Genomic DNA, 23,501 nt, shown 5'->3' on the forward strand with positions numbered 1-23,501 from the left:
GCGATCCCCCCGGTTCGGCTCTCCGCGCGGAGAGCGGCGGTCGAGCGCGCCGCCGCGCCGGGGGGCCGCCGGTCGGTCACCGGCTCGCATGCTGGCACGCCTGGTGGCGGCCGATCGGAGGGATGCCCGGGTCTTCGATCTTGTAAACGCGGGGGCGGGCGGGGCGACGCCCGCCCCCGCGACTGCGTTATGACATACCCAGATGTTTCCTGGCAAAGTCCATTTCGGCGGACATCTGGGTGATGCGTTCCTCGACGACGAGGGAGCCGTGGCCCGCGTCGTAGCGGTACGTCTCGTGCGGCAGGCCCAGCTCGGAGAGGCGGGCGAGATAGTTGTCGATCTGCCGGATGGGGCAGCGCGGGTCGTTCTCGCCGGCCAGGATCAGCACCGGCGCCTTCACCTTCTCGACGTAGGTGATCGGCGACGACTCGCGGTACCGCTCCGGGACCTCGTCGGGGGAGCCGCCGAACAGCGAGCGGTCGAACGCCTGGAGGCCCTCCATCTCGTCCTCGTAGGCGGCGACGTAGTCGGCCACGGGGACGGAGGCGACCGCGACGCTCCAGTCGTCCGGCTGGGTGCCGATGCCGAGGAGGGTGAGGTACCCGCCCCACGAGCCGCCGGTCAGCACGAGCCGGTCCGGGTCGGTGAGGCCGCTGGAGACGGCCCAGTCGCGGACGGCCTTGATGTCCTCCAGTTCGGTGAGCCCGACCCGTCCTTCGATGGCGTCGCGCCACTGCGAGCCGTAGCCGGTGGAGCCGCGGTAGTTCACCCGGACGACGGCGAAGCCGTGGTCGACCCACGCGGCCGCGGCCGGGGCGAACGAGTCGTCGTCCTGCGCGGTCGGGCCGCCGTGGACGTCGAACACGGTCGGGTGGGGGTGGTCGCCGTCCGGCTTGCTGACCAGCGCGTGGATGCGCCCGCCGGGGCCGTCGACCCAGGCGTCCTCGACGGGGACGGACGGCGGGGCGGCCGGGCCGGGCGGGGTGAGCACGACCGCGCCGGACGTGGAGCGGATCACCGGCGGTTCGGCGGCCGACGACCAGGAGAACTCGATCGTCCCGTCCGGCCCGACGGCGGCGCCGCCGATGACGCCGCGCGGCGTGTCGATGCGGGTGAGCGACCCGTCGCCGAGGTCGTAGCGGTACAGCTCGTCGCGGGCCCCGTGGTTGTGGGAGATCAGCAGCGCGGACCCGTCGGGGTACCAGCCGGCGCCGATCTCGCCGGGCAGGTCGAGGACGATCTCCTGCTCGGTGCCGGCGACCGGGTCCCAGATGAGGGTCTCGTCGCGGCCGCGGCGCTCGTGCCCGACGAGCAGGCGGGTGTCGCCGTGGACGGGCGCGAACCCCATGCCGTAGACGCCCTTGCCGGGGCCGTCCCACAGGTCGGCGACGGCGGAGCCGTCCGGGCGGACGACGCGCAGCGCCATGTGGCGGCTGTCGCCGTGCTCGCTGTGCCCGATCGCGATGAGCGACTCGTCCCGGGTGAGGGCGGCGACGTGCGCGTCCTCCGCGTGGTGGTAGAGAACCTCGGGCGCGGAGCCGGGACGGCACAGGTGGACGGTGTTGCCGTCCTCGCCGGTGCGGCCGACCACCGCGAGCCCGCTCGCGCCGAGGGCCAGCCCTCCCGGGTAGGACGGCTCCAGGCCGGGGACCGCCACGGCGTCCTCACCGCCGCCGAACGGGACGCGCCGCCAGACGCCGAACTCGTCGCCGTCGGTGTCGGCGAACCACCAGACCGATGCGCCGGTGGGGTCGACGGTGCCCATCCATGTGCCGTTGGGCCGGTCGGTCACCTGCCGCCGGTCGCCGGTCTCGCGGTCCCAGGCGTAGACCTCCCAGGTTCCGGTGGCGTTGGACCGGTAGATGCTGCGGTTCGGGGCGTCGCGCGCCCAGCGGGGAAGGGTGATCCGGGCGGCGCGGAACCGCGCCTTCCAGCGTTCGTCGTCGGCCATCCCCCCAGTATCGCCGCCGGTTCCGGGCCGGTCGTCCATCCGCGCGGCCCTCAGGCGCCGGCCGGGACGGAGCCGTCGGAGGTCTCCGCCGCGCCGTCCGGCAGGCCGCCGGGGATCGATGCGCGGGTGCCGGGGGCGAGGTCGCCGTGCACGGCGCGGGCGACGCGCTCGATGGTCTCGACGCCGTACGCCATGGTCGGGGTGCCCTGGGTGAGGACGGTGATCAGGTAGTTCTCGCCGTGGCCGGTGAACGCGCCGATGCTGTGCACGCGCCAGTCCTTGCCGCGCCGGGGCAGCCAGCCGTTCTTGACGTGCCAGGCGACTCCGGCGGGCGTGCCGGCCGTGGTCCCCCAGCGCTGCGACGCGATCACCTGGTGCATGAGGCCCAGCTCGTACGCGCGGGCCTTGTCGGTGAGCAGGCGGTTGTGCGCGGTGAGGCGCCGCAGCAGCGTGATCTGGTCGGCGGCGGTGATCTGGGTGAGCCCCCAGTGGCCGGCCGGGTCGAGCACGGTGCGCGCCATCCCGGCCCGTTTCAGGAAGCGGGCCATGCGGGCGCGGCCGACGGACCGCCACAGCGCGGACGCGGCCCGGTTGTCCGACCGAGTGATCATCTTGGTGGCGAGATTCTTCTCGGCCGCGCTGAGCGGCCGGTGCCCCTCGGCGGCCTTCCGCAGCAGGGCGGCGAGGATGGTCGCCTTGACGACGCTCGCCGAGTCGTAGTGCCGCCCGGCCAGGACGCCGCAGCGGACTCCGCGCTTCCGGTCGTACACGGCGACCGATTCGATGCCGGTGCGGTCCTCCAGCGCGCTCGCGATCCGGTGGCCGAGCCGCTTTGCGAGCATCGGATGCTTCGGCGAGCGGCACACCGGCGTCTCCGAAGCCCCGGCGGGCGCGGCGGGCAGCACCGCACAGGCGGTGAGGGCGGCGGCGGCCAGCATGCGCGGCAGGACGGCGGGCATCCGCCCACCGTAATGATCAACGGGGCCATGTCACCGTCACGACACGCGACGAGACGTTCACGAACCGTGGCTACGGCGTGGTGAGGCGGCCGAGGAGCTGGTCGATCGCGGCGCGGACCTGCCGGTCCATGGCGCGGGCGAAACCGGCCTCCACGGTGACCTGGGCGCCGGGCCGCAGCCGGGCGAGGGTCTCGGTGAGGTCGCCGAGGTCCTGGTCCTGGACGTCGCCGATCACATGGTCGGCGATCATCCGGACGAACATCGCGGCCAGCTCGTCCATGCTCTCCTGGAGCCTGCGCCCGGCCGACAGCACCTCCGCGAGCGGCACCCCCGCGCGCACCAGCGTGACGGTCGCCTCCAGCTGGCGGCGGCTCCAGTGCGTGACGCGGTCGCCGTCCATCTCGATGACCCCGGACGACAGCGCCCGCTCGACGGACTCCGGATCGACCTCGCCGGGGAACAGCTCGGCCAGCTCGTCCAGCGTCATCGTGACGGGGACCTCGTTGGACCACGGGGCCGTGGCCACCTTCTCCACGCCGAGGACGGTGCCGATGTCGCGGCCCTGCTCCCACGCCGACAGCAGCTCGCGGATGCCCTCCAGCGTGTGGCCCCGCTCCAGCAGGTTGCCGATCATGCGGAGGCGGGCGAGGTGGTCCTCGGAGTACAGGCCGATGCGGCCCGCGCGCCGCGGCGGGGGCAGCAGCTTGCGCTCCTGGTAGTAGCGCAGGGTCCGGACGGGGACATCGGCGGCGCGGGCGAGCTCGCCGATCCGGTACTCGCGGCCCGCGCCCGCGGAGGGGGCGCCCTGCTCGTCCGCCGGCTGTTCGGTCACGCGGAGAAGCATAGTTCGCTACGACACGCGACCGGCCCCGGGCCGGGACGCCGCTAGGTGACGCGGCGGACGGCCGTGGTCCGGCGTCTGCGGCGCCGGCGGTCGTCGTCGGCCCGGTCGCCCGGCCGCGCGGCGTCGGCGGCGATCAGGTCGCGGAGTGTGCGGGGGACGATGTCCTCCCGCCTTTCGGTGAAGCGCGAACGCGTCGCTGTCGAGCGCATCGGATCCCTCCCTGTTCCCGGTGCGGTTCCCGGACGGGCGTCCGGTCAACCCCCGGCGGGGCGGTCAGGCAGCGGTCGTGAGGTCGCCGTAGGCGTCGTGGACGCTGTCGAGCGCCCACCGCATCCGGACGGCGAAGGTGTCGGGGTGGTCGCCGGCCTCCTGGGCGACGCGCGCGGCGCAGGCGGACGGGTCGCCCCCGCAGGTGCGCGACAGGGCCTCGATGGCGGTCCGGACCCGCTCGGCGCTCGGATGGTCGGAGGCCTGCAGGCCGGAGCTGAAGAGGATCTCGGCGAGGTCGGTGGTGGTCAGTGAGGGATTGGGCGGCGTCTTCGACATCGTGTGCCTTCTTCCTGCGAGGAAGCTCGTCCCCTGCCGTCTGATATGACTCTGCCGCAGGGACGGACTCATCGCCATCGGGGAGAACACCCATCCGAAGGTGAGGGTCACCCGCAGAACTCCCGTAGGCGGAGCGTTCCGGAGATCGGGGTGCGGAAGTCTCAGGGAGCCGGCGTGGCAGGGGCCGCGTCCAGGCCCTTGCCGCCGAGCGCCTCCAGTTCGATCATCTCGGCGCCGCTGACCAGCGCCATCGCCTTCGCGGTGGCCTCGCTGCCGCGTACCTGCGCGATCGAGGCGTCCAGGTCGTCCTGGCTGCGCCAGACCTCCGTCACCCAGACGGTGTCAGGGGCGCCGGCCTGGCGGTTCACGAGGTACAGCAGGCAGCCGGGCACATCGGTCAGCGCACGGGCGGCTTCGAGCAGCAGCTCGGCGAGCTCTGCACCGCGGCCCTCATGGGCCACGAGCTTCCCGTAGCGCGACACGTTCTTCACGCGTTCCAGGCTAGTCCGCTTTCGCGGGTCTCGTACCCCCGCGAGCGCGTTCCTGAAGGCGCGGACGGCGGGGTGCGCACCGCCGCCGCGCCGGGTGGCGGTGAACAGCCGCCGGACGCGCCGCCCGGCGGGCAGCGGCGCCAGCGCGACCGTCGGCGGGCCGCCCGCCCACACGAGCCCGGGGAGCAGCGCGGCGGCGTGCCCGCCCTCGACGAGCCGCAGGTGCAGCAGCAGGTCGCTGGACTCGAATCGGACGTCGGGTTCGAAGCCGGCGTCGCGGCACAGCCGGGTCGCCCAGGCGCGGGCGGCGGTCCCGGCGGGCTCCATCACCCACGGCACGTCCGCGAGATCGGGGAGCGACGTGCCGGGCGGGACGGCGGCGGGCAGGGCCAGCCGGATCTCGTCCGCGCCCAGTTCCTCGTACTCGACGCCCGACGGCCGGGGGTGCGGCTCGCCCGGGTACTCCTCGGTGACGACCACGTCGAAGTCGCGGGCGAGCAGCGCGGGCAGCGCGCTCTCCGGCTCCCGCTGCGCGACCTCGACGCGCAGGCCGGGATGGGCGTCGCGGAGCGCGGTGAGGGCGTCCGGGACGAGGGCGAGCGCGGCGGTCTGGAACGCGGCGACCCGGAGCACCCCGGTGATGTCGCGCAGGGACGCGGCGAGGTCGGCCTCGGCGCGTTCGAGGCGTTCCAGCACGGCCTCGGTGTGCGCGACGAGGATCTCGGCCTGCGCGGTCAGCCGGACGCGGCGCCCGACCGGTTCCAGCAGCCGCACCCCGGCCTCCTTCTCCAGGACGGACAGCTGCTGCGAGATCGAGGACGGGCTGTAGGACAGCGCCTCGGCGACGGCGGCGAGGGTCCCGCGGTGTTTGAGTTCGCGCAGCAGGCGGAGCCGGTGCAGATCGAGCATGGCGGGCTCCATTCGTCGGTTCAGTCGATGATTATTGCTCGAAAACATTCGCTGGACCGACGGGTGTCCGCTGCGGAAGCGTGGCCGCATGGTCGCTCCCGCCTATCCCGCCTCTCGCACCTCCTGGTTCTCCCGCCCCGCCGCCAGGGAGTGGACGTGCCCGCCCGCGCCCCGCGGGGTCGCCGTCTTCCACGCGTCGCTGCCCGGGTACGCCCCGACGCCGCTGGTCGAGCTGCCCGCCCTCGCCGCCGGCCTCGGCGCCGGCCGGGTGTTCGTGAAGGACGAGTCGTCGCGCCTCGGGCTGCCCGCGTTCAAGATCCTCGGCGCGTCGTGGGGCGTCTGCCGCGCGCTGTGCGACCGCCTCGGCATCACCGTCCCGGCCGGGGACCCGCTCGGCGTTCTCCGGGCGCGCGCCGGGGCGTTCCGGCTGGTCACCGCGACGGACGGGAACCACGGACGGGCCGTCGCCGCGATGGCCCGGATGCTCGGCACCACGGCGGACGTCTTCGTCCCGGACGGCGTCCATCCCGCCGCGCTCGCCGCGATCGAGGCTGAAGGCGCGCGGGTCGTCCGCGTCGCCGCGTCCTATGACGAGGCGGTGCGCCGAGCCGCCGAACACTCCGCATCGGACGGGTCGGCGCTGCTCGTCCAGGACACGGGCTGGCCCGGATACGAACGCGTGCCCGGCTGGATCGTGGAGGGCTACTCGACGCTGTTCACCGAGATCGACCGGCAGCTCCGCTCGGCCGGCGCCGGAGCGCCCACCGTCGTGGCGGTCCCGGTGGGGGTCGGGTCGCTGGCCCAGGCCGCCGTGATCCACTACCGGTCCGGCGGGTCCGCGCCGACCCTGCTGTCCGTGGAGCCGGACGCGGCGCCGTGCGTGCTGGCGAGCCTCGCCGGCGACCGGCCGGTCACCGTCGAGACGGGGGCGACGGCCATGGCGGGCCTGAACTGCGCCACGCCGTCCGCACTGGCCTGGCCGTATCTGCGCTCGGGCGTGGACGCCGCCGTCTGCGTCGCGGACGAGGACGCCGCGGTCGCCGCCCGCGAGCTGGCGGACCTGGGCGTTCCCGCGGGCCCGTGCGGCGCGGCGTCCCTTGCGGGCGTGCGCGCGGCCCTGCCCAGCCTGTCCCTCGGACCTGCGGACACCGTCGTCCTGCTGAGCACCGAGGGCACGGCCGCGAACCCGGCGACGGTCTGAATCAGAGGCGTTCGCGCAGGTCGCGGAGCAGGGCGTGGCCGGTGTCCGGCGGCAGCGCCGCCGCGGTCAGGCGGTCCCAGGCGCCCGCGTAGGCGGCGACGTCGGTGGGCTTGTCCAGGTAAAGCGCGGTGGTGAGGAACTCGACGTAGACGACGTCGGAAAGGGCCCGCTTCGCGAAGCTCAGGATCGTGAACCCGTGCGCGAGGGGGAACGGGCGCCCGCCGACCGGGATGATCCGCAGCTCCACGCGGCCGGATTCGGTGAGCTCCGCCAGATGGTCGAGCTGGCCGCGGATCAGCTCGGGGCCGCCGACGAAGCGGCGCAGCGCGGCCTCGTCCAGCACGGCGGTCAGGGCCCGGCCCGGGTCGCCCGTGAACAGCCGGCGGCGCAGCCGCCGGACGGCGGCCCGCTCGTCGATCTCGATGCGCCGGTCGCCTTCCCGGATCCCGTCCCGGATCGCCAGGCTGGCGCGCGTGTACTCCTCGGTCTGCAGCAGCTCGGGGATCTGGCACGGCTCGTAGGTCCGCACCTGCCGGGCGGTCTCCTCCAGGTCGAGGAACCGGTGCGTCCAGGCGGGGATCAGCTCGCCGTGCCGGTGCCACCAGGCGCGCTCGTTGGCCTCCTGCGCGAGCCGGATCAGCTCCTCGCGCTCCGGGCCGTCCGGCAGCCCGTAGAGGGTGAGCAGGTCGGCGACGTCCCGGCGGGCGAACGAGGTGCGGCCGAGCTCCATCCGGCTGATCTTCGACGCGCTGCCGCGGATCGCGTAGCCGGCCCGCTCGCGGCTCAGCCCGCTGCGTTCCCGCAGGTCGCGAAGGCGGGCGCCGACCAGCATCCGGCGCGCCGCCGGTCCCCGCACGGCGCCGTCCGCCGGCCGTACCGCCCCCGGATCCTGCCCTGCGCTCAACGCCGCTCCTCCGGGGGTGGGGATCCTGCCCCGGGATAGTAGCGGCACTTGCAGATGCACGTGCAGGGGCTTCGAGAGTCTCATTCCGGCCAGATCGCGGCGCGTGAAAGACTCCGGCCATGCACCGTGTCGTCGTCCTCGCCCTCGACGGCGTGTACCCGTTCGAGCTGAGCATCCCCGTGCGGATCTTCGGCTCGGCCACCGGACCCGGCGGCGACCCGCTCTACGAGGTGCTGACCTGCGGGATCGACGGGCGTCCGGTGCGCACCAGCGCCGACTTCGCGATCGCCGTCGAGCACGGCTGCGAGATCATCGGGACCGCCGGCACGCTGGTCGTCCCGCCGTTCGGATGCGGCCCGGCCGAGGACCGCGACTGGTGCCCGCCGCCGGTCGCCGCCGCGCTCGCCCGGCTGCGCCCCGGCACCCGCATCGTGTCGATCTGCACCGCGTCCTACCTGCTCGCCGCCGCCGGCCTGCTCGACGGGCGGCCCGCCACCACCCACTGGGCCGAGGCCGAGCGCTTCAAGCGGCTGTTCCCCGGAGTGGACGTCAACGCCGACGTGCTGTTCATGGACGACGGCGACGTGCTCACCTCCGCCGGGGTCGCCGCCGGGATCGACCTGTGCATGCACATCGTCCGCCGCGACCACGGCAGCGAGGTCGCCAACCGCGTCGCCCGCCGCTGCGTCGTCCCGCCCTGGCGCGAGGGCGGCCAGGCCCAGTTCATCGAGCGTCCCGTCCCCGAACCGGACGCCGCCGCCACGTCCGCGACCCGCGCCTGGGCGCTCGGCGAGCTGCACCGGCCGATCCCGCTCGCCGAGATGGCCCGGCACGCGCGGATGAGCGTCCGCACGTTCTCCCGCAGGTTCCGCGAGGAGACCGGCATGACGCCGGGCCAGTGGCTGGCCCGGCAGCGCGTCGACCTGGCGCGCCGCCTGCTGGAGACCACCGACCTGCCCGTCGACCGCATCGCCGAGCGCGCGGGCTTCGGCACCTCGGCGTCGCTGCGCCAGCACCTGGTCGCCTCGATCGGCGTCCCGCCGTCGGCCTACCGCCACACCTTCCGCGCCGCGCGCTCCGACCGCCGGGTGCACTGACAGCGGGCCTACGCGCGAGTAACATACCGGTACCGCGGACGCGCGGGATGGATCACTCGCGGCCGGTGCGCCCAGCCCGGCCTGGGCACGGCCGCGACTCCGCAGCCCTGAGGTGACGCGCCCATGAACCCCGTGACCGAACTGCTCGCCGAGCGGCTCGACGAGATCACCGCCGAGGTCGTCGGCGAGATCGTCGGCCGCGTCCCCGCCTACACCGGCCTGAGCGCCGCCATGATCCTCACCCTCGTGCGGGACGCGCTGACCGTCTACACCGGCGCGCAGGACCGCCGCGCCGCGCTGGACCACTTCCGCCGCCTCGGCGCGCACGAGGCCCGTGCCGGGCAGGACGTGCGGCACCTGGAGTCGGCGCTGCGCAGCGGCGCCCGCGTCCTCATCCGCCGGACGGCCAACGCCGCCGCCCGCGTCCACCCGCCGAACACCGAGTTCATCGCCGTCATGGAGAGCGCGTTCAGCGCCGAGGACCAGATCATCGAGGCGGCGGTGGACGGCCACCACGCCGCCGGCCACCACCATGCCGCCCGCCCCCGCACCGGCTCCCGCCTGTACCCCCTGATACCCCGCTCCCACCGCTACTCCGCCAACTAACCCGGCCCAGCCCGCCCGTGGCGGCCGGCGTGGCGCCGGCCGCCTGTGGATGCGTGGGCGCTCTAGCCGAAGACCTGGGTGGCGCGTTCGTTCGGGACGCAGTGCGTCATCTTGAGCCCGGACACGTCGCGCGAGCCGTTCTTCCCGAGGTTGGCCAGCCGCTGCTTGTCCTCGTCGGTGAGGTCCTGCCCGTTCAGCGGCTCGAGGTGCGCGACGTCCTCCGGCGAGATCCCGAGGCCCTTCCCGACGCGCAGGCCCAGGTCGTCCTCGACCAGCAGGAAGTGCCACACCATCCGCTCCTGGACGGGCCGGACGCACTGCGACAGCTGGTCGACGAAGTTGTGCACCAGGTCGTCGCGCTCCCATTCCTCCATCAGCAGGTAGCGCTGACCGGCCTGCTTGTAGTCGTTGACGCGCGGGATGCGCTTGCGCGTGACGCGGCCCCGGATCTCCGGGCCCTGGTCGTCGTGCGTCGGGTACTGCCCCTCGTGCAGCCCGCCCGTGATGGACGGCTCGTAGTTGACGTGCGGGTTCTCGCCGGCGCCGTCCACGTAGTAGGTCATCTGCCCGTCGCGCTGGTTGGTCCGCACCTTCGTGCCCTTGGCCTGGTTGACGGGCAGCTGCAGGTAGTTGGGCCCGACCCGGTGCCGCTGGGTGTCGCTGTAGGAGAACGTGCGGCCGACGAGCATCTTGTCGTCGGAGAAGTCGAGGCCGTCGACCAGCACGCCCGTGCCGAACGCGATCTGCTCGTTCTCGGCGAAGTTGTTGGAGACGTTCTGGTCGAGGACTATCCGGCCGACCGGCTTGGGCGGGAAGTCGTTCTCCGGCCACACCTTGGTGTCGTCGAGCGGGTCGAAGTCCAGCTCCGGGTGGTCGTCGTCGCTCATCATCTGGACGACCAGCTCCCACTCGGGGTACTCGCCGCGGTCGATGGCCTCGTGCAGGTCCCGCGTCGCGTGCCCGAGGTCGTCGGCCTGCACGGCCGCCGCGTCCGCCCCGGTCATGCTCCGGACGCCCTGCTTCGGGATCCAGTGGTACTTGACCAGGACGGTGTCGCCGGACCGGTTCACCCACTTGTAGGTGTTGACGCCGAAGCCCTGCTGGTGCCGGTAGTCGGCCGGGATGCCGCGCGGGCTGAACACGTTGACGAGCATGTGCATCGTCTCGGGCGTCTGCGACATGAAGTCGAAGATCCGGTTGGGCTCCTGCCGGAACGTCACCGGGTCGGGCTTGAGGGAGTGGATGACGTCGGGGAACTTGATGGCGTCCCGGATGAAGAACACCGCGAGGTTGTTGCCGACCAGGTCCCAGTTGCCGTCCTCGGTGTAGAACTTGATCGCGAACCCGCGCGGGTCGCGGGCGGTCTCGGCGGAGTCCCGTCCGCCGATGACCGTGGAGAACCGCAGCGCGACCGGCGTCCGCTTGCCCGCCTCCTGGAACAGCTTCGCCCGCGTGTACCGGGAGACGGGTTCGTCGCCCCACTTCCCGTACGCCTCGAAGTAGCCGAACGCGGTGGCGCCGCGGGCGTGCACGACCCGTTCCGGGACGCGTTCCCGGTCGAAGTGGCTGATCTTCTCCAGGAACTGGTAGTTCTCCAGCGTCGCGGGGCCGCGCGCCCCGACCGTCCGCTGGTTCTGGTTGTCGTAGACCGGATGGCCCTGCCGGTTCGTCAGTACCGGGCGGTCGTCCCCGGGCTCGGAACCCAAACTCGCGACGTCGGTCACGCCGGCTCTCCCCTCGTGTGCTCGTGGCCGGCTCATGTGCTCGCGGCCGGTCGGCGGAATGGCACTACCCGCAAGCCGCGCCGCCGATGGTCCGCCGCCGGTAAAGCCCTCATGACCCGGGGGCCTCTTGGCCGAGGGGTGTCAGCCGCTCCGCACCGACAGCGCGAGGGCCGGGCACATCTCGGCGGCCTGGACGGCGTCGCGCAGCAGGCGCGCGGGGACGGCGCCGTCGCTGATGACCGGGTAGCCGAACTCGTCGAGGCGGACCAGGTCGGGGAGCAGGTGGCGGCACAGGCCGTGGCCGGCGCATCGCGACCAGTCGATGGCCAGCCGGTGCGGGGACCTCTCGGCCTCCGCGGCCTCCTCGCCGCGTACGGGCAGGAAGCGGCGGGTCGGGCGGCCGCAGCCGCCGTTGTCGACGTGCGCGGCGACGTCGTCGCCGAAGGCCCGCAGCGCGGACAGCAGGAAGCGGGTCGTCCCGTCCGGGTGCTTGCAGGCGCCGCGCCCCCGGACGGTCGCGCTGCCGCCGCGGATCGCGGCGACGGCCTCGTCCCCGGCGGTGCCGGCGGCGAGCGCGGCGACGGAGCGGGCGATCGCGGGCAGGCCGAGGTGGCAGGGGCCGCACTGCCCGGCGGACTCGGCGCCGAGGTAGCCGGCGACGCGGGCGATCTCGCCGAGCGGGCAGGTGTCGCGGGGCAGCGGGACGATGATGCCGGCGCCGAGCGCGCCTCCGGCGGCGGCCATCGACTCCCGCGAGACCCTGACCCGCGCGGCCTGCGCGGGGGTGAGGCACGCGCCGTGGTAGCCGCCGACGATGACGCCCTGCCCCGCGTCGGTCCCGCAGTGCCGCAGGACGTCCGCGAGCGGCACACCCGTAGGCGCCTCGACGACGATGTGCCCCCCGTCAGGGGCGGTGACGGTAAGCAGCACGGTCCCCGGTTCGCGGGGTGTCCCGGCGGACCGGTAGCCGTCGGCGCCGAGCTCGGCGAGCACGGCGAGCTGCGCGAACGTCTCCGCGTTGGACAGCAGGGTGGGCAGCCGGTCGACGCCGCCGTCGGCCGCCCTCGTCTTGACGCCCGGCGGGATCGGCGTCTCACCGTTGACGCCCCGCACGAGCGCGCCGCCCTCCCCCGTGATGAACCGTTCGGGGAGCTGGACGACGCGGGCGCGGCCGCGCAGCCGGGTCTCGGCGATGGCGAGGCGCAGCGAGCGGGCGGGCAGGCCGTCGTCGGTGACGCCGATGACCAGTTCCCGTGCGCCGAGCGCGCTCATGGCGAGCACCGCCCCGTTCAGCACGAGGTGCGGCGCGTGCGCGAGGAGCGCCTTGTCCTTGGAGCTGGCGGGTTCGCCCTCGGTGGCGTTGACCAGCACGACCGTCTCGCGGCCGGTCCGCTGCGCCGACTTGCGGACGGCGGCGAGCTTGCGGGCGAACGGGAACGCGGCGCCGCCGTGCCCGCGCAGGTCGACGCTCTCGGCGAGCGCCGCCAGGTCGCGGAACGACAGCCCGCGCGGCACCGGGTGGACGAGCCGGTGCGCCGCCGCGTCCAGCCGGGACGTCCGGTCGAGGCCGGCGAGCAGGCGCGGCGGCCCGAGGGTGGTGAGGCGGAGACCGGGGCTCACGGGCGGCTCCTCGACCAGCGGCGCGCCTCGTCCTTGAGGTCCGCCCAGAACTGCTCGTCCGGGACGCGCGCCTCCGCGGCGGGGGCGGGCGCGGGCCGCCGGGCAGGGGGACGCGCCGCGGCGGGACGCACCGGACGCGGCCCCCGCGCGCGGCGGTGCCGGGACGCGATGGCCAGCCGCAGCAGGACGAGCAGCACCACCGCCGCAGCGCACAGCAGGTAGCTGTAGATCACCCAGCTCTTGGCGGCCCGTCCCGCCTGGAGCCCGTGGACGAGCGCGACCGGCCAGCACAGGTAGACGGCGAGGTGCAGCAGCCGCCACGTCCAGGCGCGCCCGGCGCCGATGAACCGGCCGCGCGCGACGCCGGTCAGCACCGCGAGGATCATCAGGTCGCCGGCGACCGGGCCGAGGCTCACCATCAGGCCGCGGCCGTGCAGGCCGGCGGCGGGGAGCACGGCGTCCAGCGCGGTCGCGTGCTTCTCCAGCACCTTCAGGGCGATGTGGACGGCGAGGAAGCTCAGCGAGAGCGTCGCGGCGGCGCGGTGCCCGGACTGGGCGAGGACCCGCAGCCGGATCGGCGTGAAGCGGCTCGCGGCCAGCAGCCCGAACACCACGGCGCCGGTCAGCCCGACCAGCGTGAACACGCCGGAGAAGAACTCCAGGAAGGCGTGCGCGGCGGTGAGCGGGGCCGCCGCCCGGCCGGTCCGCCCGAGCATCGCCGCGGCGGCGAGCCCGGCCGCCATCAGCGTGACCTTGAGCGCCCGCCGCCCGCCCGGCGCCCGGACGGGCGTGGACGCCGCCTGCCTCCCCGTCATGACGGCGACGCCGAAGGGGACGCGGCCGGCGGCACGGTGACCGCCGGCGACGGCGCCGGGGTGGGGGCGGCGCCGTCGCCGAGATTGAGGAGCGGGTCGCCCTCCTGGACGCGGACGCCCGGACGCGCCGCCGCGACGGCCTTCCCAGACGCGGTGGCCTGCAGCGTCCAGCCGCCGATCTGCACGCCGTTCAACGCCGCCGGGCGCCCGCCCGACAGCAGCCCGAACACCACCGACGCTGGCCCTTCCGCCTGCCCGGTGGAGCACGCTAACCCGCGTCCGGTCGTCCCGAGGTAGGCGCCCGTCCGGACCGCGCCGCCGTCCTTCACCGGGGTCAGCGAAGTCAGCCGCGCGAACGTCGAGGCCAGCCCGTTCGGGTGGATGAGCAGCAGCAGCGCGTGCCCGGACGTCCGGCTGCACAGCCGGTAGAGGCGGCCGGGGCCGGGTGCGAGGACCCGGCCGTCCCCTCCGGCGAACGCGATCAGCCTCGGGTCGCCGGCGGACCCCATCGTCCACGACTTGCCGACGCCCCAGGGGAGTTGCAGCCCGGTGGCCTTCCCGGTCGCGGCGGCCTTGCCGTACTTGGCGAGCGGCGCGCGTTCGGCGTCCGGGACGACGTCCGCCGGGGCGTGCCGCGCGAACGTCGCGAAGCTCGCGGCGCCGGTCACCGACACCTGCCATCCGGTCTTGACGTGCCGGGCGATGAACAGGGAGGCGTCCGGCGGCGCGTCCACGCCGGCGGGCGGCGCGATCACCGACGAGCCGAACGCCCAGCCCTTCGCCGCGTCCGACCGGGACAGCAGGACGGTCGGCTGCTGCGGTGCGCGCCCGCCGAACTCGCGGCGCGCGATCGTCGAGCGCTGCTGCAGGACCGCCGCCCGCACCGTCTTGACCAGCGGGGTGGTCTTCGCGGTCGGCTTCGTCCGCTCCGTGCCCCGGGACGCGTGCGCCGGCCGGGTCCGCTTGGTCGCGGGCTCCGGCGCCGCAGATGGGCGTCCCGGCGGCGTCTGCATCGCCTGCACCACGACCGCGCACAGGACGAGCACGACGGCACCCGCGCCGGCGCCGCCGAGACGCACGATGCGGTTGGCCCACGGCAGGATAGAGCCGCCGCCAGACCGCGGAGGGGACATCACCCCGCCAGATTCGCGTCTCACCCGATAAGACGGCGCTGCGGGCGGGTTAAGGCTCGGCTAAAGCGCGTGATCCTCAGGTAGCCGAGCCGTCGCGCGGCGGCACGCCGAAGCGCACCATGACCCGCGCGCCCCCGGCCGGTGACTCGCCGAGCTGCAGGCTGCCGTGGCTGGCCTCCGCCGTCCGCCGCACGATGTCCAGCCCCAGCCCGGTGGACGAGGCCGTGCTGACCCCGCGCCGTAGCAGGTGCCGGCCGCCGAAACCGGGGCCCGCGTCGTCCACGGTCAGGTAGACGGCGCCGCTGCGCGCCTCCAGCGCCACGCCCATGGCGCCGCCCTCCGGGGTGTGCGCGAAGACGTTGCCGAGCAGCGCGTCCAGGCACGCCGACAGGTCCTCGGCACGCACCCTGACCAGCAGTGGAGTGGACGGGACGTGCATCTCCATCCGCCGGTCCTGCTCGTCGGCGAGCACCGACCAGAACCGGACCCGCTCCGTCACGACCGCCGTCGCGTCGGTGCACGGCGCCTCCGCGCGGACGGGCTTGCGCGTGGTGTTGATCAGCTCGGTGACGGTCCGCTCCAGCACGTCGACCTGCTCGCCGATCCGGCCGGCCTCCGCCGGGTCGCGCAGCGTCTCGGCCTCCAGCCGCAGCACGGTCAGCGGCGTGCGGAGCCGGTGCGACAGGTCGGCGGCCTGCTCCCGCTCGCGCGACAGCAGCGCGCCGATCTGCCCCGCGAGCTCGTTCAGCCCGATCGTCACGGCGCGGATCTCCGGCGGGCCGCCCGGCTCGATCCGCGCGTCCAGGTCCCCGGTGGAGATGCCCTTGGCGAGCGCGGCCAGCCGGGTGATCCGCCGCACCAGCGAGCGCGCCAGCCGGTCGGCGACCAGCACGCTCACCGCCAGCAGCCCCGCCGCGAGCCCGGCCAGGATCGCCCACGCCCGGCCCACCCCGGCGACCATCTGCCGGTCGGTGACGAAGGCGCGGATCACCGCCGTCCCGCCGGGTCCGCCGAGCACCGCCACCAGGATCTCCCGGCCGCCCGGCGTGTCCACGGTCAGGCTGCGGCCCCGTTCGGCGAGCCGCACCCCGTCGTCCCGCGCGGCCGGTGCGCCGCTGATCCGCCCGTCCGGCCACAGCACCGTCATCGGATAGCCGCTGGACGCGGTCTGCTGCAGCGCGACCTCGACCGTCCCCCGGTCGCCCGCCGCGACCACCGGCGCGAGCGACTGCGCCCGCACGTTCGCGGCCGCCAGCGTCCGCGTCCGCGCGACGTCCCGCACCAGCAGCGCGAGCGGGACGAGGAACGCCACCAGCACCAGCACCACGGTCGCCGCCACCAGCAGCGTGATGTGCCGCCTCACGACGGGTCGACGATCTTGATGCCGGAGCCGCGCACCGACCGCAGGTAGCGCGGCGCCGACGCCGACTCGCCCAGCTTGCGCCGCAGCCACGCCACGTGCACGTCGATCGTCTTGTTCGCCCCGCCGAGCGGCACGTGCCACACCTCGGTGAGCAGCTCCCGCTTCGACACCACCTGCCCGGGCCGCGACGCCAGGTAGAACAGCAGGTCGAACTCCTTCGGCGACAGCCCGAGCGGCCGCCCGTCCAGCGTCGCCTCCCGGGCCGCCGCGTCCATCCGCAGCCCGCCGACCCGCACCTCCCGGGACGCGCCGGCCGGCTCCTCCGCGCGGCGCAGCACCGCCCGGACCCGCGCGTCGAGCTGCCCCGCGCCGAACGGCTTCACCAGGTAGTCGTCGGCGCCCGCGTTCAGGATCCGCTCGATCTCCCGCTCGTCGTCGCGGGCCGTCGCCACGATCACCGGGACGGAGCTGACCGCGCGCAGCATCCGCAGCACCTCGGCGCCGTCCAGATCGGGCAGCCCGAGATCGAGGATGACCAGGTCGGGCGGGGCGCCGACCGCCCGCCGGATGCCGTCCATGCCCGTGGGCGCCGACGCGACCGCGTGCCCGCGCTCGCCCAGCGCGCGGACGAGCCTGGTGCGCACCTCGGCGTCGTCTTCCACCAGCAGCAGTTGCGCCACGGCGCCACGCTAGACCGCTGACGCGGCCGATAAGGGCCCTATGGCCCGCTTAATCGCGCCTTAGTCGAACCTTAGCCATCGTTCTGGAACAGTTCGTGCATGTCCAAGCACAGCGTGCTCGCCGCCGCGGTCTGGTCGGCGGCCGCTGTCGTCGGGGTCGCGGCCGGGATGGCGGCGATCTCCGCCGTCGGCACCGGCATCACCGAGCGCGGCGTGAAGCCGATGACCCCGGACCAGGTGGACGCCGCACTCGCCGTCCCGCCCACGCCGCCGGGGCCTCCGCCCACGTCCGCGCCTTCCGCGCCGCCGTCTTCGCACGCACCGCCCCGCCCGGCCCCGACGGTCACCGTCACCGAGCAGGTCACCGCCTCCATCACCAACCTGGCCTCCGAGGCCGGCGACGTCGTCGCCCGCTGCGACCACGGGCAGCCGTTCCTGGTCTCCTGGACGCCCGCGCAGAACTTCAGCGTCGGCGGCAGCAACCGCAGGCCGCCCGGGGCCGTCTTCGTCCGGTTCCAGTCGTCCGGCCGGCTGGTCACGATGACCGTCACCTGCCATGCGGACCGCCCGTCCGCCGCCGTCCGCGTGGACCCCCGCGACGACGACCGCCACCACCGCTACCCGCACCACCGTCCCTCCGGCCGGTGACGCGGATCACCCGGCGCGGCATGTCACGTTCCAGGCGCGAGCTCCCGTCTAGGTGGGTGATCGCAACGAGAACGGCCTAGGAGAACGACATGACCGCGCAGATCCTGCTCACCGGCGGCACCGGCACCCTCGGACGGCACGTCCTCCCCCTGCTGCTGGACGCCGGACGCGACGTCCGCGTCCTCAGCCGCCGCGCGCACGACGACGCCGACGGCGTCGAGTACGTGACCGGCGACCTGCTCAAGGACGAGGGCGTCGAACGGGCCGTCGAAGGCGTCGAGACCGTCCTGCACCTCGCCGGCGGCGCGAAGGGCGACGACGAGGCGGCCCGGAACCTCGCCCGGGCCGCCGCGCGGGCCGGGGTGCGGCACATGGTGCTGATCTCGGTGGTCGGCGCGGACCGCGTCCCGCTCGGCTACCTGCGGACGCAGTTGCGCGCCGAGGAGGCCCTGATCGAATCGGGCGTGCCGTGGACGATCCTGCGCGCCGCCCAGTTCCACGACCTGGTGTTCGGCGTGGCGCAGAAGATGGCGAAGATGCCGGTCGTCCCGGCGCCGGGCGGGCTGCGCTTCCAGCCGGTCGACCCGCGGGACGTCGCGGCCCGCCTCGCCGGGCTGGCGCTCGGCGCGCCGGGGGGCCGGGTGCCCGACCTGGTCGGCCCGAAGGTGTACCGGATCGACGAGCTCGTCCGCGGCTACCTGGAGGCGGCGGGGAAGCACCGGCTGATGATGCCGGTCCGGATGCCGGGCAAGGCCGGCCGCGCCTACCGCGACGCCCGGAACCTGTCCCTGGAGGGCGCCGACACGGGCGAGCTGACCTGGGAGGACTTCCTCGCCGCCCGGGTCGCCTAGTGGCCCTTGCCCCGGTCATGCCGCCGGGTCGCGCCGCAGCAGGACAAGCGCGGACGCCCCGGCGGCCAGCACGATCGTGGCGAGCTGGCACGCGACCCCGGTGCCGAGATGGGCCGTCCCGTGGGCGTCGAACAGGTGCGTCCAGTCCTGCCAGTAGTGCACCGGCAGGACGACCTGGACGGAATGCAGTGCCGATTGCCCGTTCAGGATGCTCGCCACCACGACGAACGCGACGGCGGCCCCGAGTGCCTCGGCGCCGCGCGGCAGCCACAGCCCCAGCGTGAACGCGATGAAGCCGATGCTCAGCATGCACAACAAGGTGTATCCGGACGCCGCCAGCACGCGACCCGCGGCGTCCCCCGCCGACAGCTCCGAACCGCCGATGACATGGAACGGATGCCAGCCGAACAGCGGCACGCCGATGACGAGCCCCGCCACCGGCACGCACGCCGTCGCAATGGCGGTGGCGACCGCCACGGCCCCGAACTTGCCCGCCAGCAGCCGTCCCCGGCCGACCGGCGCGACGTACAGGTAGCGCAGCGTCCCCCAGTCCCGGTCGGACGAGCCGATCGCACTCGCCAGCAGGGCCACCACGAGGGGCAGCAGGAGCGGGCCGATGAACTCCAGGCTCGCCATCGCATGGTTCAGCGCCGAGAACGACGCCGCGCCGAACAGCCCGCCCTGGTTCCCGTTGCGGTGCCCGGCGCTCGACGCGGTCGCCAGCCCCGCCGCGACCGGGACGGCGGCCAGGCACGCCAGCGCGACGAGCGTGCGGACCCGCAGAAGCTGGGCTGTCAGTTCAACGCGCAGCATGCTCGTCCTCCCCATCCGTCACGGTCAGGAACACCTCTTCCAGCGTCCGGCTCGCCCGGTTCACCGACAGGACGCCCACACCGGCTCCGACCAGCGCCTGCACGAGGCCGTCCGGCGCCAGCCCGGGAGCGGTCACGAGGACCGCCCCGTCCTGCACGGTGACCGCCGTGACGCTCCGCGTCTCGCGTAGAACGGCGGCGGCCCGCGCGGTGTCGTCCACCTCGACGCGGTGGGCGTCCTCGCCGCCGAGCAGCTCGTCCAGCGGGCCGGAGGCGACGAGCCGCCCGTGGTTCATCACGACGATGTGCGTCGCGAGCTGCTGCACCTCCGCCAGCTGGTGGCTGGACACCAGCACCGCCGCCCCGCTCCGCGCCAGCTCGGCGAGCCGTTCGCGCAGCGCCCGCACCTCGGCCGGGTCCAGGCCGTTCGCCGGCTCGTCCAGGATCAGCACGTCCGGTGCGCGCATCAGCGCCTGCGCCAGCATCAGCCGCTGCTTCATCCCCGTCGAGTAGCCCTTGACCTTCCGCCCGACCGCCGCGCCGAGGCCCGCGAGATCCAGTGCGTCGTCCAGCGCGGGCGGCGGCCACGCGCGCCCGGTCGCCGCCCAGAGCAGCTTCAGGTTGGCCATGCCGGACATGTGCGGCACGAACGCCGGACCGTCGATCAGGACGCCCACCCGCCGCAGCACGCGGGCGCCGAGCCCGACCGGCTCGTCCAGGATCCGGGCGGTTCCCGCGTCGGGTCTCGACAGCCCGACGAGCATCCGCATCGTCGAGGTCTTCCCGGCCCCGTTCGGCCCGAGGAGCGCGCAGACCTGCCCCGCCTCGACCGCGAACCCGAGGCCGCTCACGGCCTCCCGCCGCCCATACCGCTTCGACAGCCCGTCCGCGCTGATCATCGCTGCCATGAGCGTCCTCTCGTCATGAGCAGTGCCCCAGTGACCGCCGTGGCGGCCGCGCCGGCTCCGAGAGTGAGGGCGGACAGGTCCGCCACCGAGGTCAGGGGACCCGGCCACAGCGCCTCCCGGAACGCCATCGCGACCTGGACCGCGCCGCATCCCGCCACCACCGACGCCTCGGCGGCCCGCCGCGCCGGGGTCCGTTCCGGGCGGGCGATGAACCCGGCGACCGCGTTGCTGATCACGCAGAACGCCAGGTTCGAGGTGAACTCGATGACGAGCGCCCATGCCACGAGCCAGGGGTCCGTCCACCGTTCGCCGATGGCCAGCGCACCCACGATCCCGGCCGCCGCCAGCGCGGCGGCCAGCACGAAGACCGTCATCGCGTGCCTTCGCACCAGGTCCGCGGCGCCTGGCGTGGCCCATCGCCGCAGCACCGGTATCCGTTGAGCGACCACCAGCACGTCCCCGAGCCAGTCGTGCCGCCACCGTCCCCGCGTTCCGCGGCACCGCGCCAGCATCCCGGCCACGACGACCGTGAACACCGAGTTCACGGCCAGCCCGGCGATCAGCACCCATGTGCCCCACGCCGGCCGCACCGTTCCCACGGCGGCCCACTCGAACGCCAGCGTCAGCCCGACCAGCGCGGTCATCGCCCCCGCCGCCCGGACCGTCTGCCGCACCCGGTCGGGCCCGCCCGGCGCCCGCCATGCGAGCAGCCGCAGCGCGATCACCGCGGCGAGCATCGGCACCGCGAACTGCGCCAGCGACACCATCGCGTCGTACGGATCGTCCTGCCACGGGCTCACCGCCCGGACGTCCTCGTCCTGCGTCGCGAGCACGGTCATCGCCTCGAACAGGCAGGCCAGGCCGAGGCTCGCCCAGACGGCCCGCGGCCGTTCCGTCGGTTCCATGGCCGCTATAGTACGCGTCTCGTACTACGTGGCAAGTAGCATCGCGTCACGTACTACACTCGGGGGCGTGCACAGCAACGACGCCCAGATGCTCGTCCTGACCGTCCTCGCCGACGGGCCCCTGCACGGCTACGCCATCAACACCGCGATCGAGGAGCTCGCCGGCCGCAAGCTCGGCCCCGGCAGCCTCTACGGCGCCCTCTCCCGGCTCGAGTCCCGCGCCCTGATCGAGGCCTCGGACGAACCGTCCGACGCGCGCCACCGCACCATGCGCATCACCGACGCGGGCCGCGCCGCGCTCCGCGTCGAGCTGGAGCAGATGGCCCGCGTCTCCCAGGCCGGCCTCCGCGCCCTGGGCCCGGCATGAGGGCGTCCGCGCTCTACCCGCCGCCGGTCCGCGACCGCTGGGGCGCCGAGATCGACGACGCGGTCGCCGAATCGGGCGTCCGCGCCTGGGCCGACACCGTCGCGGGGGCCGTCCGCCTCTGGCTCCACCCCGCCGATTGGCCCGAGATCCGCGCAGGCCAGACCCGCCGGACCGTCGCCGTCGCCCTCTTCGCGATCCTCGCCCTGTCGGCGTTGCTGCTGCGCGCCGTCGAGCCGTCCAGCACCCTGACCGCCGACACGGGCCATCCCGCGACCAGCCTCTGGCTCGCCCCGATCCTCCTCGGCGCCGCCCTCGCCGCTCCGCTCCCGTCACTCCGCCGGGACGCGCTCCGCCACCTGGCCGTCCAGAGCGTCCGCACCCTGACGGCCCCTGGCCTGGCCCTGCTGGCCATGCTCCTTGCGGCCCGGACCGGCGCGCTGAGCCACCCGCCCGCTCTCCTCGCCGCCGCCCTGCTCGTCTACTACTGGGGCACGCTCGCCTTCACCGCCCACCGGCTGTGCACCCTCGTCGCCCGCTCTTCCCGGACTGCGACGCTCCCATCCACGGGACGGCTGGCCACGGCCCTGACCCTCGTCGGCGCCGGCCTGAGCGCGGCGGCGACGCAGAGCGCCCTCGCGCAGACGGCGGCCGCCGTCCCCGCGGCCCTCGCGCTGGCCGTCCTCGCAGGCGCCGCCCTAACCGCCGCCCGCGACCTCGCCTGAACGCTCAGGACGGCTTCGACCAGCACAGATGCGACGGGACCCCGTCGTCCATGAAGCTCTTCTCGTAGAGGTCCCATTGTCCTGCGAGATCGTCGATGAGGTTGGCGCGGCGGCCCGCCGGTTCGCCCCGGCCGGCGGGAAGCTCGGGCCGCACGGAACCCGGCGTCAGCCCGGCGCGTTCGGCGACCGCGAGCACGGCCTCGGCGTCGCCGGGCGCGGTCGCCGTGATGTCGAACGACTCCGGATCGAGATGCCGCAGCAGCGCCCCGACCGCGTCCCGGTCGACCGCCCGCGCGCGTGCCGCCCGGATCAGGTCCTCGAAGGCGCTCTCGGCCGGTGCCGTCTCCAGGAAGGACAGCTCCACCTGGTCATCGCGGCCGAGCGCACCGCCGCCGCCGTCGTTCAGGCCGTCCGGATAGTCGGTCCGGGCCCAGGCCGTGCCGTCCCACCAGTAGACGTACTGGACGATGAACTCCTGTCGCATCATCTCGGCGAGCCATTCCCAGGGCAGCCACCCCGGCCCGCCGGCCAGCAGGTCGATCGGCGGCACGTGGAAGCGCGTCTCGCTGTAGTCGACGTCGTAGCCGTAGAGCAGCGCCCGGCCGCCGCTCACCCAGCTCATCCCGTGCCAGCCGTTGCCGACGTCATCGGTGCGGACGCCGTCGTCGCGCACGGTCGCGCCCCATCCCGGGGTGCTCACCGAGAGCATGGCCAGCGCGCACGCCTCGGCCCACACGTCCTCGGGATCGGGCAGATCCAGTTCCACGGGCACAGCGCGCTCCTCGTCCTCCGGTGATCGTTGCGACTTTCGACGCCCGGCCCGTTTCCTGAGTTCCGCCTATGACGCGGCCTGCGCGCGCAGCCCCCGGATGAACAGATCCATATGCCGCCGGGCAAGGGCGTGCTTCTCCTCCTCCGGCAACGGGCCGGGCAGGGGACGCGCGATGCGGACGGCCATCATCCCGATGTCGCCGAACGTGACGTCGTCCGGCAGCGTCCCGGCCTCGTGCGCGGCGGAGACCAGGCCTTCGAGGATCCGGAGTGACTCCTTCCGCAGCGGCGCCAGCTCGGGATCGCCCTCCAGGTCGACCCTGCCGAGCAGCGCCGGGAGCACCGCCGAAACGCGCAGGTCGAGGGTCCGGCGCAGATAGCTGGCCAGCGCGTCGAACGGATCGGCCTCCTGCTCGCAGGCGTCCCGAACCGCGTCCAGGGTCCCGGTCAGCGCGTCCAGCGCGACGGCATGGAGCAGCGTGTCGCGGTCCGGGAAGCGCCGGTACAGCGTGCCGCTGCCGACCTCCGCCCGCCGCGCGATGTCGTCGAGCGGGACGTCCGGTCCGCGCTCGACGATCACGTCCCGCGCCGCCGCCAGGATCCGCTCGAGATTGCGCCGCGCATCAGCCCGCATCGGCCACCTCCTGTTCAGTAACACGGTAGCAGAACCGGAG

The 23,501-nt window shown here is 74.5% G+C and carries 25 protein-coding genes; 7 read left to right on the forward strand and 18 right to left on the reverse strand.

Annotation, left to right across the window (positions count from 1 at the left end):
• Positions 1 to 187: 187 nt before the first annotated feature.
• The 6 genes from ABD296_RS07180 to ABD296_RS07205 all read right to left on the reverse strand — a co-directional run bounded on the left by ABD296_RS07180 (position 188) and on the right by ABD296_RS07205 (position 5,700).
• Positions 188 to 1,951, reverse strand: a complete 1,764-nt coding sequence (locus ABD296_RS07180) for a S9 family peptidase (protein ID WP_344262794.1) — start codon at positions 1,949 to 1,951, stop codon at positions 188 to 190.
• Positions 1,952 to 2,001: 50 nt separating this feature from the next.
• The gene (locus ABD296_RS07185; RefSeq protein ID WP_344262796.1) at positions 2,002 to 2,910 is read right to left on the reverse strand and encodes a serine hydrolase; all 909 of its coding nucleotides are present in this window, start codon (positions 2,908 to 2,910) and stop codon (positions 2,002 to 2,004) included.
• 70 nt (positions 2,911 to 2,980) lie between these two features.
• Positions 2,981 to 3,742, reverse strand: a complete 762-nt coding sequence (locus tag ABD296_RS07190; protein ID WP_344262798.1) for a MerR family transcriptional regulator — start codon at positions 3,740 to 3,742, stop codon at positions 2,981 to 2,983.
• Positions 3,743 to 3,795: 53 nt separating this feature from the next.
• Entirely contained in the window at positions 3,796 to 3,963 is a 168-nt protein-coding gene (locus ABD296_RS07195; protein WP_344262800.1) for a hypothetical protein, read from the reverse strand.
• A 64-nt stretch (positions 3,964 to 4,027) separates the two neighbouring features.
• Complete coding sequence (locus tag ABD296_RS07200; RefSeq protein ID WP_344262802.1) at positions 4,028 to 4,300, reverse strand: hypothetical protein; 273 nt, start codon at positions 4,298 to 4,300, stop codon at positions 4,028 to 4,030.
• A gap of 161 nt (positions 4,301 to 4,461) precedes the next feature.
• A complete protein-coding gene (locus ABD296_RS07205; protein ID WP_344262804.1) occupies positions 4,462 to 5,700 on the reverse strand; it encodes a LysR substrate-binding domain-containing protein in 1,239 nt (412 codons plus the stop codon).
• Between the two features lie 88 nt (positions 5,701 to 5,788).
• Here ABD296_RS07205 and ABD296_RS07210 point away from each other — a divergent pair, with 88 nt between their 5' ends.
• Positions 5,789 to 6,901: a diaminopropionate ammonia-lyase gene (locus tag ABD296_RS07210; protein ID WP_344262806.1), complete on the forward strand. Its 1,113-nt coding sequence runs from the start codon at positions 5,789 to 5,791 to the stop codon at positions 6,899 to 6,901.
• Between the two features lies 1 nt (position 6,902).
• Here the strand turns inward: ABD296_RS07210 and ABD296_RS07215 are convergent, their stop codons facing one another.
• Entirely contained in the window at positions 6,903 to 7,805 is a 903-nt protein-coding gene (locus ABD296_RS07215) for a helix-turn-helix domain-containing protein (RefSeq protein WP_344262808.1), read from the reverse strand.
• Between the two features lie 119 nt (positions 7,806 to 7,924).
• Between ABD296_RS07215 and ABD296_RS07220 the strand changes: the two genes are divergently transcribed.
• A complete protein-coding gene (locus ABD296_RS07220) occupies positions 7,925 to 8,902 on the forward strand; it encodes a GlxA family transcriptional regulator (protein WP_344262810.1) in 978 nt (325 codons plus the stop codon).
• A gap of 123 nt (positions 8,903 to 9,025) precedes the next feature.
• Positions 9,026 to 9,508, forward strand: a complete 483-nt coding sequence (locus ABD296_RS07225; RefSeq protein WP_344262812.1) for a hypothetical protein — start codon at positions 9,026 to 9,028, stop codon at positions 9,506 to 9,508.
• A 62-nt stretch (positions 9,509 to 9,570) separates the two neighbouring features.
• Here the strand turns inward: ABD296_RS07225 and ABD296_RS07230 are convergent, their stop codons facing one another.
• The 6 genes from ABD296_RS07230 to ABD296_RS07255 all read right to left on the reverse strand — a co-directional run bounded on the left by ABD296_RS07230 (position 9,571) and on the right by ABD296_RS07255 (position 16,843).
• Complete coding sequence (locus tag ABD296_RS07230; protein WP_344262814.1) at positions 9,571 to 11,232, reverse strand: catalase; 1,662 nt, start codon at positions 11,230 to 11,232, stop codon at positions 9,571 to 9,573.
• Between the two features lie 141 nt (positions 11,233 to 11,373).
• Positions 11,374 to 12,852: an NADH-ubiquinone oxidoreductase-F iron-sulfur binding region domain-containing protein gene (locus tag ABD296_RS07235; protein WP_344262816.1), complete on the reverse strand. Its 1,479-nt coding sequence runs from the start codon at positions 12,850 to 12,852 to the stop codon at positions 11,374 to 11,376.
• Positions 12,849 to 13,667, reverse strand: coding sequence for a hypothetical protein (locus ABD296_RS07240; RefSeq protein WP_344262818.1), 819 nt, complete (start codon positions 13,665 to 13,667; stop codon positions 12,849 to 12,851). Before ABD296_RS07240 ends, ABD296_RS07235 begins: the two co-directional genes overlap by 4 nt.
• A complete protein-coding gene (locus tag ABD296_RS07245; protein WP_344262820.1) occupies positions 13,664 to 14,746 on the reverse strand; it encodes a hypothetical protein in 1,083 nt (360 codons plus the stop codon). Before ABD296_RS07245 ends, ABD296_RS07240 begins: the two co-directional genes overlap by 4 nt.
• A 130-nt stretch (positions 14,747 to 14,876) precedes the next feature.
• Positions 14,877 to 16,163 carry a sensor histidine kinase gene (locus ABD296_RS07250; RefSeq protein ID WP_344262822.1) on the reverse strand — a complete coding sequence of 429 codons (1,287 nt, stop codon included), beginning with the start codon at positions 16,161 to 16,163 and terminating at the stop codon, positions 14,877 to 14,879.
• Positions 16,160 to 16,843: a response regulator transcription factor gene (locus tag ABD296_RS07255; RefSeq protein ID WP_344262824.1), complete on the reverse strand. Its 684-nt coding sequence runs from the start codon at positions 16,841 to 16,843 to the stop codon at positions 16,160 to 16,162. The genes ABD296_RS07250 and ABD296_RS07255 overlap by 4 nt, the downstream gene beginning before the upstream one ends.
• 99 nt (positions 16,844 to 16,942) lie before the next feature.
• Here ABD296_RS07255 and ABD296_RS07260 point away from each other — a divergent pair, with 99 nt between their 5' ends.
• Together ABD296_RS07260 and ABD296_RS07265 are read left to right on the forward strand one after the other, a co-directional pair.
• Complete coding sequence (locus ABD296_RS07260; RefSeq protein ID WP_344262826.1) at positions 16,943 to 17,491, forward strand: hypothetical protein; 549 nt, start codon at positions 16,943 to 16,945, stop codon at positions 17,489 to 17,491.
• An 89-nt stretch (positions 17,492 to 17,580) separates the two neighbouring features.
• A complete protein-coding gene (locus ABD296_RS07265; RefSeq protein WP_344262828.1) occupies positions 17,581 to 18,342 on the forward strand; it encodes an SDR family oxidoreductase in 762 nt (253 codons plus the stop codon).
• Positions 18,343 to 18,357: 15 nt separating this feature from the next.
• Here ABD296_RS07265 and ABD296_RS07270 read toward each other — a convergent pair whose 3' ends face one another.
• From ABD296_RS07270 to ABD296_RS07280, 3 genes are read right to left on the reverse strand one after another with little or no spacing between them, the layout of a single operon-like run.
• Positions 18,358 to 19,155 carry an ABC transporter permease subunit gene (locus ABD296_RS07270; protein ID WP_344262830.1) on the reverse strand — a complete coding sequence of 266 codons (798 nt, stop codon included), beginning with the start codon at positions 19,153 to 19,155 and terminating at the stop codon, positions 18,358 to 18,360.
• Positions 19,142 to 20,062, reverse strand: a complete 921-nt coding sequence (locus ABD296_RS07275) for an ABC transporter ATP-binding protein (RefSeq protein WP_344262832.1) — start codon at positions 20,060 to 20,062, stop codon at positions 19,142 to 19,144. The genes ABD296_RS07270 and ABD296_RS07275 overlap by 14 nt, the downstream gene beginning before the upstream one ends.
• Positions 20,050 to 20,967: a hypothetical protein gene (locus ABD296_RS07280; RefSeq protein WP_344262834.1), complete on the reverse strand. Its 918-nt coding sequence runs from the start codon at positions 20,965 to 20,967 to the stop codon at positions 20,050 to 20,052. Before ABD296_RS07280 ends, ABD296_RS07275 begins: the two co-directional genes overlap by 13 nt.
• A gap of 67 nt (positions 20,968 to 21,034) precedes the next feature.
• On the opposite strand from ABD296_RS07280, the gene ABD296_RS07285 reads away from it, so the two are divergent.
• Both ABD296_RS07285 and ABD296_RS07290 read left to right on the forward strand, forming a co-directional pair.
• Positions 21,035 to 21,334, forward strand: a complete 300-nt coding sequence (locus ABD296_RS07285; RefSeq protein ID WP_344262836.1) for a PadR family transcriptional regulator — start codon at positions 21,035 to 21,037, stop codon at positions 21,332 to 21,334.
• Positions 21,331 to 22,056: a hypothetical protein gene (locus ABD296_RS07290; RefSeq protein ID WP_344262838.1), complete on the forward strand. Its 726-nt coding sequence runs from the start codon at positions 21,331 to 21,333 to the stop codon at positions 22,054 to 22,056. The genes ABD296_RS07285 and ABD296_RS07290 overlap by 4 nt, the downstream gene beginning before the upstream one ends.
• A 4-nt stretch (positions 22,057 to 22,060) precedes the next feature.
• Here ABD296_RS07290 and ABD296_RS07295 read toward each other — a convergent pair whose 3' ends face one another.
• A complete protein-coding gene (locus ABD296_RS07295) occupies positions 22,061 to 22,828 on the reverse strand; it encodes a hypothetical protein (RefSeq protein WP_344262840.1) in 768 nt (255 codons plus the stop codon).
• Between the two features lie 66 nt (positions 22,829 to 22,894).
• Positions 22,895 to 23,461, reverse strand: coding sequence for a TetR/AcrR family transcriptional regulator (locus tag ABD296_RS07300; RefSeq protein ID WP_344262843.1), 567 nt, complete (start codon positions 23,459 to 23,461; stop codon positions 22,895 to 22,897).
• Between the last annotated feature and the right edge of the window lie 40 nt (positions 23,462 to 23,501).

This window comes from Actinomadura napierensis, assembly GCF_039529375.1.
Lineage (GTDB): Bacteria > Actinomycetota > Actinomycetes > Streptosporangiales > Streptosporangiaceae > Spirillospora > Spirillospora napierensis.

Coding starts and splice junctions, on each gene's coding strand:
- ABD296_RS07180 (WP_344262794.1), bottom strand. CDS start 1,951: ATGGCCGACGACGAACGCTGGAAGGCGCGGTTCCGCGCCGCCCGGATC.
- ABD296_RS07185 (WP_344262796.1), bottom strand. CDS start 2,910: ATGCCCGCCGTCCTGCCGCGCATGCTGGCCGCCGCCGCCCTCACCGCC.
- ABD296_RS07195 (WP_344262800.1), bottom strand. CDS start 3,963: ATGCGCTCGACAGCGACGCGTTCGCGCTTCACCGAAAGGCGGGAGGAC.
- ABD296_RS07200 (WP_344262802.1), bottom strand. CDS start 4,300: ATGTCGAAGACGCCGCCCAATCCCTCACTGACCACCACCGACCTCGCC.
- ABD296_RS07205 (WP_344262804.1), bottom strand. CDS start 5,700: ATGCTCGATCTGCACCGGCTCCGCCTGCTGCGCGAACTCAAACACCGC.
- ABD296_RS07210 (WP_344262806.1), top strand. CDS start 5,789: ATGGTCGCTCCCGCCTATCCCGCCTCTCGCACCTCCTGGTTCTCCCGC.
- ABD296_RS07220 (WP_344262810.1), top strand. CDS start 7,925: ATGCACCGTGTCGTCGTCCTCGCCCTCGACGGCGTGTACCCGTTCGAG.
- ABD296_RS07225 (WP_344262812.1), top strand. CDS start 9,026: ATGAACCCCGTGACCGAACTGCTCGCCGAGCGGCTCGACGAGATCACC.
- ABD296_RS07240 (WP_344262818.1), bottom strand. CDS start 13,667: ATGACGGGGAGGCAGGCGGCGTCCACGCCCGTCCGGGCGCCGGGCGGG.
- ABD296_RS07260 (WP_344262826.1), top strand. CDS start 16,943: ATGTCCAAGCACAGCGTGCTCGCCGCCGCGGTCTGGTCGGCGGCCGCT.
- ABD296_RS07265 (WP_344262828.1), top strand. CDS start 17,581: ATGACCGCGCAGATCCTGCTCACCGGCGGCACCGGCACCCTCGGACGG.
- ABD296_RS07270 (WP_344262830.1), bottom strand. CDS start 19,155: ATGCTGCGCGTTGAACTGACAGCCCAGCTTCTGCGGGTCCGCACGCTC.
- ABD296_RS07275 (WP_344262832.1), bottom strand. CDS start 20,062: ATGGCAGCGATGATCAGCGCGGACGGGCTGTCGAAGCGGTATGGGCGG.
- ABD296_RS07280 (WP_344262834.1), bottom strand. CDS start 20,967: ATGGAACCGACGGAACGGCCGCGGGCCGTCTGGGCGAGCCTCGGCCTG.
- ABD296_RS07290 (WP_344262838.1), top strand. CDS start 21,331: ATGAGGGCGTCCGCGCTCTACCCGCCGCCGGTCCGCGACCGCTGGGGC.
- ABD296_RS07300 (WP_344262843.1), bottom strand. CDS start 23,461: ATGCGGGCTGATGCGCGGCGCAATCTCGAGCGGATCCTGGCGGCGGCG.